General features: G+C 71.0%; 9 protein-coding genes. 3 read left to right on the top strand and 6 right to left on the bottom strand.

Going from position 1 to position 14,533, the window contains the following annotated elements; translation table 11 throughout:
- Positions 1-11: 11 nt before the first annotated feature.
- The 3 genes from AB0N17_RS16760 to AB0N17_RS16750 form a co-directional block, all read right to left on the bottom strand.
- On the bottom strand, positions 12-350 hold the full coding sequence (locus AB0N17_RS16760; protein WP_366012044.1) for a P-II family nitrogen regulator: 339 nt from the start codon (positions 348-350) through the stop codon (positions 12-14).
- Complete coding sequence (locus tag AB0N17_RS16755; protein WP_366012043.1) at positions 347-1,690, bottom strand: ammonium transporter; 1,344 nt, start codon at positions 1,688-1,690, stop codon at positions 347-349. The genes AB0N17_RS16760 and AB0N17_RS16755 overlap by 4 nt, the downstream gene beginning before the upstream one ends.
- 343 nt (positions 1,691-2,033) lie before the next feature.
- On the bottom strand, positions 2,034-3,512 hold the full coding sequence (locus AB0N17_RS16750) for a hypothetical protein (protein ID WP_366012042.1): 1,479 nt from the start codon (positions 3,510-3,512) through the stop codon (positions 2,034-2,036).
- Positions 3,513-3,970: 458 nt separating this feature from the next.
- Here AB0N17_RS16750 and AB0N17_RS16745 point away from each other — a divergent pair, with 458 nt between their 5' ends.
- Complete coding sequence (locus AB0N17_RS16745; protein WP_366012041.1) at positions 3,971-4,633, top strand: bifunctional DNA primase/polymerase; 663 nt, start codon at positions 3,971-3,973, stop codon at positions 4,631-4,633.
- Positions 4,634-4,724: 91 nt separating this feature from the next.
- Here the strand turns inward: AB0N17_RS16745 and ftsY are convergent, their stop codons facing one another.
- Positions 4,725-5,930 (bottom strand): signal recognition particle-docking protein FtsY, encoded by a 1,206-nt coding sequence (gene ftsY / locus AB0N17_RS16740; protein WP_366012040.1) that lies wholly within the window; start codon positions 5,928-5,930, stop codon positions 4,725-4,727.
- A 170-nt stretch (positions 5,931-6,100) separates the two neighbouring features.
- On the opposite strand from ftsY, the gene AB0N17_RS16735 reads away from it, so the two are divergent.
- Entirely contained in the window at positions 6,101-7,579 is a 1,479-nt protein-coding gene (locus tag AB0N17_RS16735; RefSeq protein WP_366012039.1) for a cytosine permease, read from the top strand.
- Between the two features lie 124 nt (positions 7,580-7,703).
- Entirely contained in the window at positions 7,704-8,675 is a 972-nt protein-coding gene (locus AB0N17_RS16730) for an LLM class flavin-dependent oxidoreductase (protein ID WP_366012038.1), read from the top strand.
- Between the two features lie 310 nt (positions 8,676-8,985).
- Here the strand turns inward: AB0N17_RS16730 and AB0N17_RS16725 are convergent, their stop codons facing one another.
- Positions 8,986-10,404 carry a sugar porter family MFS transporter gene (locus AB0N17_RS16725; RefSeq protein ID WP_366012037.1) on the bottom strand — a complete coding sequence of 473 codons (1,419 nt, stop codon included), beginning with the start codon at positions 10,402-10,404 and terminating at the stop codon, positions 8,986-8,988.
- 240 nt (positions 10,405-10,644) lie between these two features.
- Complete coding sequence (gene smc / locus AB0N17_RS16720; RefSeq protein ID WP_366012036.1) at positions 10,645-14,283, bottom strand: chromosome segregation protein SMC; 3,639 nt, start codon at positions 14,281-14,283, stop codon at positions 10,645-10,647.
- Positions 14,284-14,533 lie beyond the last annotated feature (250 nt).

Here is a 14,533-nt window from a genome sequence, read left to right as displayed (position 1 = left end):
TCGTGTCGCGGTCAGAGCGCGTCCGGCCCGCGCTCGCCGGTGCGGACCCGTACGGCCGTCTCGACCGGCAGGGACCAGACCTTTCCGTCACCGATCTTGCCGGTGCGGGCGGCCTTGGTGATGACGTCGATCAGCTGCTCGGCGTCGTCGTCCTCGGCCAGCACCTCGATACGGATCTTGGGTACCAGGTCGACGGTGTACTCGGCACCACGGTAGACCTCGGTGTGTCCCCGCTGCCGCCCGTAACCGCTGGCCTCGGTGACCGTCAGCCCGTGGACGCCGAAGGCCTGGAGGGCCTCCTTGATCTCGTCCAGCCGGTGGGGCTTCACGACGGCGGTGATGAGCTTCATGCGTCCACCTTCTTGGTCTGCGCGGCGGGCGGGGCGGGGGCGTGGGCGGCGGAGCCGAGGACACCGCCGCCGGTGCCACTGAAGTCGTAGGCGCTCTCGGCGTGCTCGGCCTGGTCGATGCCGGAGATCTCCGCGTCCTCGGTCACCCGCATGCCGATGGTCCTGTCCAGGAGGAAGGCGAGGACGGCGGAGACGATCAGCGAGTAGGCGAGGACCGCGCCGACACCGGCGCACTGCTTCCACAGCTGGGTCCAGGTGTGGTCGCCGTAGAAGACGCCGGTCGCGGTGGACTGGCCCTTGCCGGTGGCGAAGAAGCCGATCAGCAGGGAGCCGATGATGCCGCCGACCATGTGGACGCCGACGACGTCGAGGGAGTCGTCGAAACCGAACCGGAACTTCAGGCCCACGGCGGCGGCGCAGGAGACACCGGCGATGGCGCCGACGGCGATCGCGCCGAGCGGGGAGACCGCTCCGCCGGACGGGGTGATCGCGACCAGACCGGCGACCGCGCCGGAGGCGGCGCCGAGGGTGGTGAAGGCGCCGTGCCGGATCTTCTCGTAGGCGAGCCAGGCCAGCATGGCGGCGGCCGTCGCGACCTGCGTGTTGACGAACATCAGCGCGCCGACGCCGTCGTCGTTGCCGAGCCAGGAGCCCGCGTTGAAGCCGAACCAGCCGAACCACAGCAGGCCCGCGCCGAGCATGACCAGCGGAAGGCTGTGCGGGCGCATCGGGTCCTTCTTGAAGCCGACGCGCTTGCCGATGACGAGGATGACACCGAGCGCCGCCGCACCCGCGTTGATGTGGACCGCCGTACCGCCCGCGAAGTCGATCACGCCGAGCTTGTAGGCCCAGCCGTCGGCACCCCAGACCCAGTGCGCGACCGGGACGTAGACGATCGTGACCCACAGGGCGATGAACAGCGACCACGCGGAGAACTTGACGCGGTCCGCGAGGGCGCCGCTTATCAGGGCCGGCGTGATGATCGCGAACATCAGCTGGAAGACCATGAAGACGAAGATCGGGATGGAGTAGCCGTCCCAGAGCTGCGTCAGGCCGATGTTGCTGAGGCCGAACCAGTCGGAGTTCCAGCCGATGAAACCGTTGTGCTGGCCGAAGGCGAGGGAGAAGCCGTAGAGCACCCACAGGATGGTGACGATCCCGAGGCTGATGAAGCTCATCATCAGCATGTTCAGGGTGCTCTTGACGCGGACCATGCCGCCGTAGAAGAAGGCCAGGCCCGGGGTCATGAGCATGACCAGGGCGGAGCAGATGAGCATGAAGCCTGTGTTCGCGGACGACAGTTTGGGTGCGTCCGCCGCAAGCAGGATGGCTGGTGCCATCGGCGTCTCCTCGTCGGTTGGTACGGCCACCGTGCGGGCGGTGCCTGAGCGGTCCGGTCGGTTGAGGGGTGGGCCGGTTATGCGCCATGAGACTGGCGCAGCGCGGTTTCGGTGGAAGCCCCTCGTTGTTTCGCCGGGGTGACGAAGACGCCCTGTGTGTTACGCGTCGATGAAGCGCGAGATGTCCGGCCGCGCGCTCGTTATCGTGGCGCGACCTGCTCCGGGGGATCCTGTCGGAGAAACAGGCCGGCCGCGGCGGGCCTTCCGATGACCTGGCGCGGGGGAGCCGAGTCGGGCAGTTCGGGAGGACCGGCCGCGGCCGGGGCTTGTGGGGCGGGGCCGGTCAGACGGCTTCCGCGGTCTCGGGCAGGTCCACGGCGAGCTTGTCGCCGAGGTCGACGACGACGGCGAGATCGCCGTAGTCCCGCGCGGCCGTGTCGACCGTCTTTCGGATACGAGTGTTCACACGCTCGGAGCGGACCTTCTTGGCGACGTCCATGGCCTGAGCCGCATAGGTCGTGCTCTGCTCGGGCTCGCGCTGGAGCAGGTGCACGGTGGCCATGCCGATCAGGTTCAGCGCGTACGACCGCTGGTGCTCACCGTCGTCGGCGAACTTCTCCACCGCCTTGCGCATCAGCGGCTCTGCGAGCGAGGCGTACGTCGGGCTGCGTCCGGCGACGTAGGCGAGATCGCGGTAGGAGTGGGAGTTCTCGCCGTACAGCTCGGCCTCGGAGAAGAACCGGATCCAGTCGGGGTCCGGCTCGTCCCACTCGTCGGCCTCGGCGAAGGTGTCCTCGGCCATGCGGACGGCGCGCTTGGTCTTGCCGGGCTGGCCCATGTTCGCGTAGGCGCGGGCCTCCATCGCATACAGCATCGACTGGGTGCGCGGGCTCGCGCAGTCGCGGCTGCCGTACTGGGCGAGGTGGATCAGCTCCAGGGCGTCGTCCGGCCGGCCCAGGTGGATCATCTGGCGGCTCATGCTGGAGAGGATGTACGAGCCGAGCGGCTTGTCACCGGCCTCCTTGGCCGCGTGCAGCGCGAGCACGAAGTACTTCTGCGCGGTGGGCTGCAGACCGATGTCGTAACTCATCCAGCCCGCCAGTTCGGCGAGTTCGGCGGCGACCTTGAAGAGCTTGCGGGTGGTCGCCTCGGGCTGCGGCTCCTGGAGCAGGTCGGTCACCTCGTGCAGCTGGCCGACGACCGCCTTGCGGCGCAGGCCGCCGCCGCACTGGGCGTCCCACTGGCGGAACATCCGCGTGGTGGACTCCAGCAGGTCCAGCTCGGGCTTGGAGAGCCGGCCCGGCCTGCGGGAGTCGAGCACCGCCTCGGACTCGGGCGTCACCGGGGAGCCCGGGGCCGGGACCAGCCAGCGCTGCATGGGCTCGATCAGGGAGGGGCCCGCGGACAGCGCGAGCGAGGTGCCGAGGAAGCCGCGCCGGGCGAGCATCAGGTCGCTGCGCGAGAACTCGCTGAGCAGGGCGACCGTCTGCGGGGCCGTCCACGGCAGGTCGACACCGGACGCGGAGGGTGACGGACGGGCGGCCCGCAGGCCGAGGTCCTCGACGGAGACCACGCAGCCGAAGCGCTCGGAGAACAGCTCCGACAGGATGCGCGGGATCGGCTCGCGCGGATTCTCCCCGTCCAGCCAGCGGCGCACGCGCGAGGTGTCCGTGGAGATGTGGTTGGCGCCCAACTGGCGTGCCCGGCGGTTCACCTGGCGAGCCAGCTCGCCCTTGGACCAGCCGCTGCGCACGAACCACGATCCGAGCAGCTCGTTGGGGCGCTTGTCAGCGTTCACCCCGCTACCGCCGTTGCCGCCCACTGGAACGCCCCCATCCCTGAGACCACTTGTCGCCGAGTGCGCCAAGCCCTATCAGAATGCCGGTAAATACGGCCTCTCGTCCGCCGGTTCTCACCCTTCGAACGAGATGACGACTCGCCTCCGGCATACACATGAAGGCATATGCCCCCAGGCCTCGCACACTCACAGTAATCCTACGATCACCCGCTCAGCCACGTGGATCCCTGAAACGCCACCATTCGCCACCCCTTCGAATGAACTCACGATCGCCCGCACGCGATTCACTTGACATAGGACGGCCGGAAGTGGGCGGAGTGATGCACGGCGGGGGCGCGTGGACCCCGCTGCGCCACCCGAAACGCTTCAAGGCGCCGCCTTGGCCCAGCGGCGACGCGGGAAGGCGGAGCCGTAGCGTTACGTTCCGCTTCCGTCTCACTCCGTGTCGTAACCACCGGCGCGCAGGACCCGTTGGAGGGGGCATGGGCTTCACGATCGGCGGCATCCGCGAGATCCGCTCGGGCACGCGTCGGCGCGGCCGCTCGTCGGAGTGCACCGCCGTCGCCGAGTTCACCGGACTGTGGGGCTGGGACGTGGTGCCGGGCGCGCGGGCCGCGGCGGGCGCCTGCTCCTGCGGACACGCCGGCTGCCCGGCACCCGGCGCCCATCCCCTCGACTTCGCGCCCCGGGTACCGGCCGGGGCCACCCTGGACCAGGTCACCAAGGCCTGGTCAGAGTTCCCGGGCGCCGCGGCGATGCTCCCGGTCGGCCGCGCGTTCGACGTCCTGGAGGTCTCCGAGCCCGCCGGGCGCCGCGCCCTGGCCCGGCTGGAGCGCATGGGCCTCCCCCTCGGCCCGGTCACCGCGACCCCGGACGGCCGCGCCCACTTCTTCGTCGCACCCGGAGCCGCCGCCGAGCTGCCCGGGCTGCTGTACCGCATGGGCTGGGACGACCCCTCCGCCCTGGACCTGCGGGGCCTCGGCCCCGGTGCGCACATCACCGCGCCGCCCTCCGACCGGGGCGGCCTGGGCCCGGTGCGCTGGCTGCGCCCGCCCGCGCTCGACTCGGCGACCCGGCCCCCGGCGGCCCGGCTGCTGCTGGGCACGCTGGCGTACGTGGCACACCGGTCGCGGGCGCGGACGTGACCGTCGTACGGCGCGCCGGACAAGGCGAAGCGCCCGTCCCCAACTGCACCTTGGGGCGGGCGCTTCTCGTGCACCTTCGCGGGACGCGGACCTAGTCGCCGATCAGCGCGTCCACGAACGCCTCCGGCTCGAACGGCGCGAGATCGTCCGCGCCCTCGCCGAGCCCGACCAGCTTGACCGGCACGTTCAGCTCGCGCTGGACCGCGACGACGATGCCGCCCTTGGCCGTACCGTCCAGCTTGGTCAGCACGATGCCGGTGATGTCCACGACCTCGGCGAAGACGCGGGCCTGCACCAGGCCGTTCTGCCCGGTCGTGGCGTCCAGCACGAGCAGCACCTCGTCCAGCGGCGCGTGCTTCTCCACGACCCGCTTGACCTTGCCCAGCTCGTCCATGAGGCCGGTCTTGGTGTGCAGGCGGCCGGCGGTGTCGATGAGGACGACGTCGACCCCCATCTCCTTGCCTTCCTTGACCGCGTCGAAGGCGACGGAGGCGGGGTCGCCGGCCTCCGGGCCGCGCACGGTGTAGGCGCCGACGCGCTCGCCCCAGGTCTGCAGCTGGTCGGCGGCGGCGGCACGGAAGGTGTCTGCGGCGCCGAGGACGACCGTACGGCCGTCGGCGACGAGCACGCGCGCGAGCTTGCCGGTGGTGGTGGTCTTGCCGGTGCCGTTGACGCCGACGACCATCACGATGCCGGGCTTGCGGTCCTCGGGCTCGGTGCGCACCGTGCGGTCGACATCGGTGCCGACCAGCTTGAGCAGCTCCTCGCGCAGCAGGCCGCGCAGCTCGTCGGGGGTGCGGGTGCCGAGCACCTTCACGCGCTCGCGCAGATTGTCGACCAGCTCCTGCGTGGGCTGCACGCCGACGTCGGCGGTGAGCAGCGTGTCCTCGATCTCCTCCCAGGTCTCCTCGTCGAGGTGCTCGCGGGAGAGCAGGGTGAGCAGTCCCTTGCCGAGGGCGTTCTGCGAGCGGGACAGGCGGGTGCGCAGCCGGACCAGCCGGCCTGCGGTGGGCTCCGGGATCTCGATCTCCGGAGCCTCGACGGCGGCAGGGGGCTCCTCCACGACGACCGGCGCGGGGCCGCCTGGGAGATCCACCTCCTCGATCGTCCGGCGCGGTTCGTCGCGCGGCGTCTCGGCCTCGTCGCCGACGTGCGGCTCGGCCGGGGGCGCGGTGATGTCGGGCGTCTTCGGGGGCGGCGGAGGCAGCGGCTTCCGGCGCCGGCTGCCCACGATCAGCCCGCCGAGCGCGCCGAGCACGACCACGGCGATGACTACAGCAAGGATGATGGTTTCCATAACGGCTCCAGTATCAGCCATGGGATGCGGCCGGAGGTTGTTTGTGGCTTCCTCCGAGAGACAAAGGCCACCTATGAGAAGGAGTCGGAGCAAAGTACGATGGTGGCGGCTCGGTTGACGCGCGTAGAGTCCCGACCGTCACCTGTCCCCCCACGTCTGGCCCCTTTTTCATGAGCAAAACCGTCGAGACCGAAGGCGCTCTCGAGACCCGAGGCATCGAGCAGGTCCCGGATCACGAGCGCACCGCGAAGACCCGCGAGCTGTTCCCCACCTGGGTCGGCGCCAACATCAGCGTGCTGCTGCTGACCATGGGCGCGAGCCTGGTCGTGGCCTACCACCTGAACATCTGGCAGGCGCTCGTCGTCGCGGTGGCCGCGCCGGTCGTGTCGTACGGCCTGGTCGGCCTGATCGGCATCTCCGGCAAGCGGGGCGGGGCGCCCGGCATGGCGCTGTCGCGCGCGGTCTTCGGCCAGCGGGGCAACCTGCTGCCCGGCTCGCTGATCTGGGTCGCGCGCTGGGGCTGGGAGACGATCAACGCGGTCACCGGCGCCTACGCGATGCTCACCATCCTCGACATCCTGTTCGGCATCAAGGCCAACAGCGTGCTGGACATGGTGACGCTGCTGGTGTTCGTCGTGGCGACCTTCGCGATCTCCGGGCTCGGCATCAACGCCGTCCAGAAGTGCAACAAGTACGCGACCTATTTCTTCGGCGTCTTCTCGGTGCTGGTCCTGGTCTACCTGGCCGTCAACACCGACTGGTCGAAGGTCGCGCACCACGGCGGCGGCTCCACGGCCGCGGTGATCACCGGTGTCGGCATGATCGCGGCCGGCGGTGTCAGCTGGATCCCGACCGCGCCCGACTTCACCCGCTACCTGCCGCGCACGGCGTCCTCGAAGGCGATCGTGGGCACGGCCGTGGGCGGGGCCGGCATCGTCGTGCTGCCCATGGTCCTCATGGGCGCGGTGATGGCCGTCTCCACGCCGGACCTGGCCTCGGCCACCGACCCGGTGTCCTTCCTCGGCGAGATCCTGCCGACGTGGATCGCGGTGCCGTACCTGTTCATCGCGCTGATCGGCATGCTGCTGATCAACTCGATGTCGATGTACTCGGCGGGCTTCACCGCGCAGACCCTGGGCTTCAAGGTGCAGCGGCACTGGGCGGTCTCGGTCAACGCCGTGATCTCGCTGGCCTTCGGCGGCGTGCTGATGCTGGTGGCGACGAGCTTCATGGGCTCCTTCATCGCCTTCCTCTCCCTGCTGGCCGTCGCCTTCTCCGCCTGGGTCGGCGTCTTCGGCGCGGACATGCTGCGCCGCACGGAGTACGACGGCGAGGCGATGACCGACACCTCCCGCACCAGCGCCTACTGGTACCGGGGCGGCTTCTCCCCCGCCGCCGTCGCCGCCTGGGCGATCGGCCTGGTGTCGGGCCTGATGTTCACGACCTCGGACTGGTTCACCGGCCCGCTGGCGAAGAACAACGTCATCGGCGAGTACGGCCTCGGCTGGGTCGCCACGATCGTGATCTCCGGCCTGCTGTACCTGGCCCTGCCCAAGCCTCCGGTGACGGCTCCGGCCGAAACCGCCGAAACCGCCGAGGCCGCGGCGACCGCCGCGACCGCCGGGGAGCGGGCGACCGCCGACGTCTGAGCGCGCCCGCAGCCGGACGGACCGCTCGCACGCAGGGCCGCGCCGGCCCGCACCCTCCTGGCCATCTGACGCTACGTCAGCTACCGTCCCCCTCCACCGCAGCGCACCGGAGGGGGACCTTCCCATGCCCGTCACGGTCGTACGTTTCAACCTCGTCGCTCCCGGCGCGAGCCCCGCCGCCCTCTCCGCCCGCTACCGGGCCGCCCTGGAGATGGCCGCGTACGCCGATGAGCACGGCATCGGCACCGTGCAGACCGAGGAGCACCACGGCGCCGAGAACAACTGGCTGCCGTCGCCGTTCGCCTTCGCGGGCGCGGTCTTCGGGGCCACCCGCCGGATCGCGGTGACCGTGTCGGCGGTGATCGGTCCGCTGCACGACCCGCTGCGGCTGGCCGAGGAGATCGCCGTACTGGACCTGCTGAGCGCCGGCCGGCTGGTGACGGTGGCCGGGATCGGTTACCGCCCCGAGGAGTACGAGCTGTTCGGCGTCGACTGGAAGCGGCGCGGCCGGCTCCAGGACGAGCTGCTGGAGACGCTGCTGAAGGCCTGGTCGGGCGACGAGTTCAGTCACCGGGGCCGCAGCGTACGGCTCACCCCGCGCCCGTACACCGATCCGCACCCGCTGCTGCTGGTCGGCGGCTCCTCGAAGGCCGCCGCCCGCCGGGCCGCCCGGCTGGGCCTGCCGTTCTTCCCGAGCGCGCACCTGCCGGAGCTGGAGGCGTACTACAAGGAGAAGCTGACCGAATACGGGACCGAGGGCTGGGTCATGATGCCCGCCGCCGAGACCCCGCTGCTGCACGTCGCCGAGGACCCGGACCGGGCGTGGGCGCACTACGGCGAGCACTTCCTGCACGAGGCGCGGACCTACGCCTCCTGGCAGTCCGGGCAGATCCGCTCGGCGGTGAAGTCGGCGGCCACGACGGTGGAGGAACTCCGCGCGGAGGGCGTCTACCGGATCCTGACGCCGGACGAGTGCGTGGCGCTGGGGGCCGACAGCCTCGTGCTGCATCCGCTGGTGGGCGGAATGCCGGTGGAGGAGGGATGGCGCAGCCTGCGCCTGTTCGCGGAGCGGGTGCTGCCGGGGGTGGGGGGCTGAGGCCGGCTCTCGGGTGGGGCCGATGGGCAGATCCGTTCCAGCCGCGTCCGGGGCGCTCAGCGTTTACGCAGGTCAGACCCGTGCGCCCCCACGGCCTGGGGTGCGGGCGGTGGAACGGATCTGCCCCTCACGATCTGCCCCTCACGATCTGCCCCTCACGATCCGCCAAGCGCGGTCCCGCCAAGCGCCCCTCCCGGATACGGCACCGCCGCCCCCGGTCCGGTGGTGGCCGGGCCGGGGGCGGCGGACGGTACGAGGAGAGGGGCAGCGGGGACTTGGCCCTTCTCCCCGAGTTCGGGGGTGGGGCCGATCAGCCCATTTCCTCCAGGGCCTTGCCCTTCGTCTCCTTGACGTACTTCAGGACGAACGGGATGGAGAGCGCGGCGAAGACCGTGTAGATCACGTAGGTGCCGGACAGGTTCCAGTCGGCCAGCGACGGGAAGCTCGCGGTGATGGCCCAGTTGGCGATCCACTGCGCGGAGGCGGCCACGCCGAGGGCGGCGGCACGGATCCGGTTCGGGAACATCTCGCCGAGGAAGACCCAGACCACCACGCCCCAGGAGAGGGCGAAGAAGAGGACGAAGACGTGCGCGGCGATCAGGGCGACCCAGCCCTGCGTCGCGGGCAGCTTGCCGCCGACCAGGTCGTACGAGAACGCCCAGGCCTCCAGGGCGAGACCGACGGCCATGCCGACGGAGCCGATCAGGGCGAGCGGCTTGCGGCCGACGCGGTCCACGAAGATCATCGCGATCACGGTGCCGATGATGTTGATGATCGACGTCGTGAAGGAGTAGAAGAACGAGTCCGTCGGGTCGACACCGACCGACTGCCACAGCGTCGAGGAGTAGTAGAACGCGACGTTGATGCCGACGAACTGCTGGAAGACCGACAGGCCGATACCGACCCAGACGATCGGCTTGAAGAAGAAGCCGCCACCGAGCAGATCCTTGAACGTGGACCTGTGCTCGCTCTTCATCGCGTGCTCGATCTCGGCGACGCGGGCGTTCAGGTCGACGTCCTTGCCCTCGACCTCGGCGAGGATCTCCTTGGCGCGCTCACGCTTGCCGACGGAGAGCAGGAAGCGGGGGGACTCGGGGATGGCGAAGGAGAGCAGGCCGTAGAGGACGGCCGGGACGACCATCACGCCGAGCATGACCTGCCAGGCCTCCAGGCCCATCAGGTGGCCGCGCTGGTTGCCGCCGGCGGCGTTGAGCAGGCCCCAGTTGACCAGCTGGGAGATGGCGATGCCGACCACGATCGCGGCCTGCTGGAAGGAGCCGAGCCGGCCGCGGTAGGCGGGCGGGGCGACCTCGGCGATGTAGGCCGGGCCGATGACGGAGGCCATGCCGATGGCGAAGCCGCCGACGATGCGCCAGAAGGCCAGGTCCCACAGCGCGAAGGGGAGGGCCGAGCCGACGGCACTGATGGTGAAGAGGACCGCGGCGATCTGCATGCAGCGGATGCGGCCGATGCGGTCGGCTATGCGGCCCGCGGTGGCGGCGCCGATGGCACAGCCGATCAGGGCGATCGCGATGACCTGGGCGAGGGCCGCGGAGCCGATGTCGTACTTGCCGCGGATGGCCTCGACCGCGCCGTTGATCACGGAGCTGTCGTAACCGAAGAGGAAGCCGCCCATGGCGGCAGCCGCCGCGATGAAGATGACGTGCCCGAGATGTTCGGGGTGAGCCGTCCCGGCTCCTGACTGAGGTGCCTGCGCTGTGCTGGTCACGTAAATCTCCTCGGGCCACGGCAACGCTGCCGCGGGTGGGGGTGATCCCATCCAGGTATCCAGTGGGGCACAGGTTCACACCACTCACACCTGAAGGTAAAAGCAACGTTGCAGAGACTATGCCTTCAAGTTTCGAAGTCAATAGTTCAGCTGCTGTGAGTTTTAAGGCATGCCGAAGATTCCCAGTGTTCAAGAAGTGAACAAGGAGTCAGTTGATCTTGATTGTGGATCTTGAAAGCGTCAGCGGAGGCGCTGGGAGATGACCTTGGACACGCCGTCGCCCTGCATGGAGACGCCGTACAGCGCGTCGGCGACCTCCATCGTGCGCTTCTGGTGCGTGATCACGATCAGCTGCGAGGCCTCCTGCAGCTCCTGCATGATCCGGATCAGCCGCTGCAGGTTGGTGTCGTCGAGCGCGGCCTCGACCTCGTCCATGACGTAGAAGGGGCTCGGCCGGGCCTTGAAGATCGACACCAGCAGCGCGACGGCGGTCAGCGAACGCTCGCCGCCCGAGAGCAGGGAGAGCCGCTTGACCTTCTTGCCCGGCGGCCGGGCCTCGACGTCCACCCCCGTGGCGAGCATGTTGTCGGGGTCGGTGAGCACGAGCCGCCCCTCGCCGCCCGGGAAAAGACGGCTGAAGACGCCCTCGAACTCGCGTGCGGTGTCCCGGTAGGCCTCGGTGAAGACCTGCTCGACGCGCTCGTCGACCTCCTTCACCACCTGCAGCAGGTCGGCGCGGGTCTTCTTCAGGTCCTCCAGCTGCTCGCTGAGGAACTTGTGCCGCTCCTCCAGCGCGGCGAACTCCTCCAGCGCCAGCGGGTTGACCTTGCCCAGCTGCTGGTACGCCCGCTCGGCGGCCTTCAGCCGCTTCTCCTGCTCGGCCCGCACGAAGGGACGCGGCTGGTTCCGGGGGTGCTCGGGGTCCTCCGGCAGCTGCTCGCCGTCGGCGGGGGGCGAGGGCGGCACGGGCTGGTGCGGCCCGTACTCGGCCACCAGCCCCGCCGGCTCGACACCCAGCTCCTCCATGGCCTTGGTCTCCAGCTGCTCGATCCGCAGCCGCTTCTCGGCGCCGAGTACCTCACCGCGGTGCACCGAATCCGTCAACTTGTCGAGTTCTGCCTTCAGTTCGCGTCCCGCGGTGCGTGCGGCGGCCAGCTCCTGCTCGCGCCGGGCCTTGGCGGCCTCGGCGGCGGCGCGCTCCTGCTCGGCGCGGGCGAGGGACACCTCGACATGGGCGAGCAGCTGACGGGCACCGGAGGCGACGGCCCCGGCGACGGCCGCCTCGTGCCGCAGCCGCGCGCGGCGCTGCTCGGCACGCGTGCGTGCCTCGCGTTCCGCGCGGGCGGCCCGGTCGAGCGAGTCGGCCCGCCCGGCGAGCCCCTTGACCCGCTCTTCGTGGGTACGGACCTGGAGGCGGGCCTCCATCTCGGTCTGCCGGGCGTTGGCTCCGTCGGCGGCGAGCCGGTCGCGTACGGCGGTGTCGGGCTCCTCCTCGACCGGCATCTCCTCGGCGACGGCCAGGCGCTCGGCCAGTTCCTCGGCCTCCTGTACGGCCCTGTCCAGCGCCTCCTGGGCGCGCGCGGCCGCGGCTGCGGACCGCTCGGCCTCGCCCGCGGCGCCGCGGGCCTGTCCGGCGAGCCCGCCCAGCTGCTGGGCGACGGCCGACTTCTCCCGGTCGGCGGCCCGGCGCCGCTCACCGAGTTCCTCCACGAGCGCGGCGGCCCGCTTGCGGTGCTCGGCCGCCGTGTGCTGCGCCTCGGCCAGCTCCTCGCAGCGGACCGCCAGTTCGGCCAGCTCGGCGGCGGCCTCGTCGACGGAGGCCTGCACCTCCAGCAGGCTCGGCGCGCCGGCCGACCCGCCGTGCGCGAAGTGGGCACCGAGGAGGTCGCCGTCGGCGGTGACGGCGGTGAGTTCCGGGTGGGCGTGGACGAGGTCCTCGGCGTCCTCGAGGGTGCTTACGACGACGGTGGCCCGCAGGAGGCGGCGGACGGCGGGCATGAGGTCGGCCGGGCCGCGGACGAAGCGCTCCGCGGGCCGGGCCGTGCCGGGCAGTGGTGCGTCGGCTGGCGCGCCCTGGCCGGGTGCGCCCTGGCCGGGCGGGCCCTGTGGCGGAGCCGCATTCCGCTGCTCCCCCGCGCCCGCCAGGGGCGCCTCTTCCGGGGCGCCTGCCAGGAGCAGGGTCGCCCGGCCTCCGTCCTGCTTGCGCAGGAGTCTGATCGCCTCCGCCGCCGAGGCCGGGGTCGTCACGGCGATCGCGTCCGCCGCCGCTCCGAAGGCCGCGGCCAGGGGGACCTCGTAGCCGGGTGTGATCGTGAGGAGTTCCGCCGCCGGGCCCAGGATGCCGGTGAGGCGGTCACGGGCGCCGAGGAGTATTCCGGTGCCGTCCTTGCGGCGCAGGCCCAGGGCGAGGGCCTCGTGGCGGGCCTGGGTCGCGGCGCGGGCGCGTTCGGCCGCGGTGGCCGCCTCGCGGGCGGCGGTGAGTGCCGCCTCGGCCTGCGTGAGCCGCAGCTTGGCCGTCTCGTGCCGCTCGGCGAGGTCCGCGTCGTCGGCGTCGAGGCCGTCGACCTCGGCCTTCAGCGCCTCGTACTCCTCCTGGGCGCGCACCGCACGCTCCTGGGCCTCGTCGCGTGCCGTGGCCAGCCGGTCGATCTCGGCCTGGGCGGAGGCGGCGCGCGAGCGGGCCGCGTTGACCTGTCCGGACAGGCGGGCCAGTCCCTCGCGCCGGTCGGCGATGGCGCGGGCCACGTCCTTCAGCCGGCGCTCCTCGACGGCCAGCTCCCGCTCCAGTTCGGCGCGGTGGGCGACGGTGTCGTCCAGGGCGCGCTGGGCCGCCTCCAGGGCCGCTTCCAGCTCGGCCTCCTGTTCGCGCACACGGGCGGCCTCCTGCTCCAGGTCCTCGGGGTCGCGGCCGCGCCGCTCCTCGGCGGGGGCGGAGGTGGCGCTCTTCACCCGGGCGTCGGCCAGCGAGACCGTGCCGCGTACGCGTTCGGCGAGCTGGGACAGCTCGTACCAGGTCTGCTGGGCACGCTGGAGGCGGGGCGCGAGCTGCCGTACCTCGTCCTCCAGCAGCGCTTCCCGCTGGAGCGCCTTCTTCAGCTCCTGCTCGGCGGCGTCCTTGCGCTCCTTCAGGGCGGCCTCGTCGGCGATCTCGGTCTGGAGCGCCTCGCGGAGTCGTACGAGGTCGTCGGCCAGCAGCCGTAGCCGCGCGTCCCTCAGGTCGGCCTGGATGACGGCGGCCCGGCGTGCCACCGCCGCCTGCCGGCCGAGCGGCTTGAGCTGGCGGCGCAGTTCGTCCGTCAGGTCCTGCACGCGTGCGAGGTTGGCCTGCATCGCGTCCAGCTTGCGGAGAGCCTTCTCCTTGCGCTTGCGGTGCTTGAGGACGCCGGCGGCCTCCTCGATGAAGGCGCGGCGGCCCATCGGATCGGCGTGCAGGACGGAGTCGAGCTGGCCCTGGCCGACGATGACGTGCATCTCGCGGCCGATGCCGGAGTCGGAGAGCAGTTCCTGGATGTCGAGGAGGCGGCAGGTGTCGCCGTTGATCTGGTACTCGCTGCCGCCGTTGCGGAACATGATCCGCGTGATGGTGACCTCGGCGTACTCGATGGGCAGGGCGCCGTCGGAGTTGTCGATGGTCAGCGACACCTCGGCCCGGCCGAGCGGCGGGCGGCCGGTGGTGCCGGCGAAGATGACGTCCTCCATCTTGCCGCCGCGCAGCGACTTGGCGCCCTGTTCGCCCATGACCCAGCTGAGCGCGTCCACGACGTTGGACTTGCCCGAGCCGTTCGGTCCGACGACACACGTGATGCCCGGTTCGAACCGGAGCGTGGTCGCCGAGGCGAACGACTTGAACCCGCGGAGGGTCAGGGCCTTGAGGTGCACGCCGCCGGACTCTACCGGGCGCCGCTATCTCACTCCATGAACCCTCGCAACCGCGCGGTTTCGCCATTGAACATGCAGGGCACACCGTACGTTAAAGAGGGTGAAAGGATGCGCGGGGGACAAGAATGAAGGGACGCCGAAGCGTCCCTTGCAGTTCTGTACGGCTGGGTCACAGCCGCTGGATCAACTGAGCGTGGTTAGCGGTTGATACGGGCAGCCCAACCACTGCGACTGCTGTCGTGGAGCGATG

The sequence above is a fragment of the Streptomyces sp. NPDC051133 genome (genome assembly GCF_040682635.1).
Classification (GTDB): Bacteria; Actinomycetota; Actinomycetes; order Streptomycetales; family Streptomycetaceae; genus Streptomyces.
The sequence above is the reverse complement of the archived record's forward strand: the minus strand, read 5'-3'. Positions and strand labels throughout refer to the sequence as shown.

Bases quoted from the DNA above. Each gene is read 5' to 3' on its own strand.
- AB0N17_RS16730 (WP_366012038.1), top strand. From the start codon at position 7,704: ATGCCCGTCACGGTCGTACGTTTCAACCTCGTCGCTCCCGGCGCGAGC.
- AB0N17_RS16755 (WP_366012043.1), bottom strand. From the start codon at position 1,690: ATGGCACCAGCCATCCTGCTTGCGGCGGACGCACCCAAACTGTCGTCC.
- AB0N17_RS16735 (WP_366012039.1), top strand. From the start codon at position 6,101: ATGAGCAAAACCGTCGAGACCGAAGGCGCTCTCGAGACCCGAGGCATC.
- AB0N17_RS16745 (WP_366012041.1), top strand. From the start codon at position 3,971: ATGGGCTTCACGATCGGCGGCATCCGCGAGATCCGCTCGGGCACGCGT.
- AB0N17_RS16760 (WP_366012044.1), bottom strand. From the start codon at position 350: ATGAAGCTCATCACCGCCGTCGTGAAGCCCCACCGGCTGGACGAGATC.
- ftsY (WP_366012040.1), bottom strand. From the start codon at position 5,930: ATGGAAACCATCATCCTTGCTGTAGTCATCGCCGTGGTCGTGCTCGGC.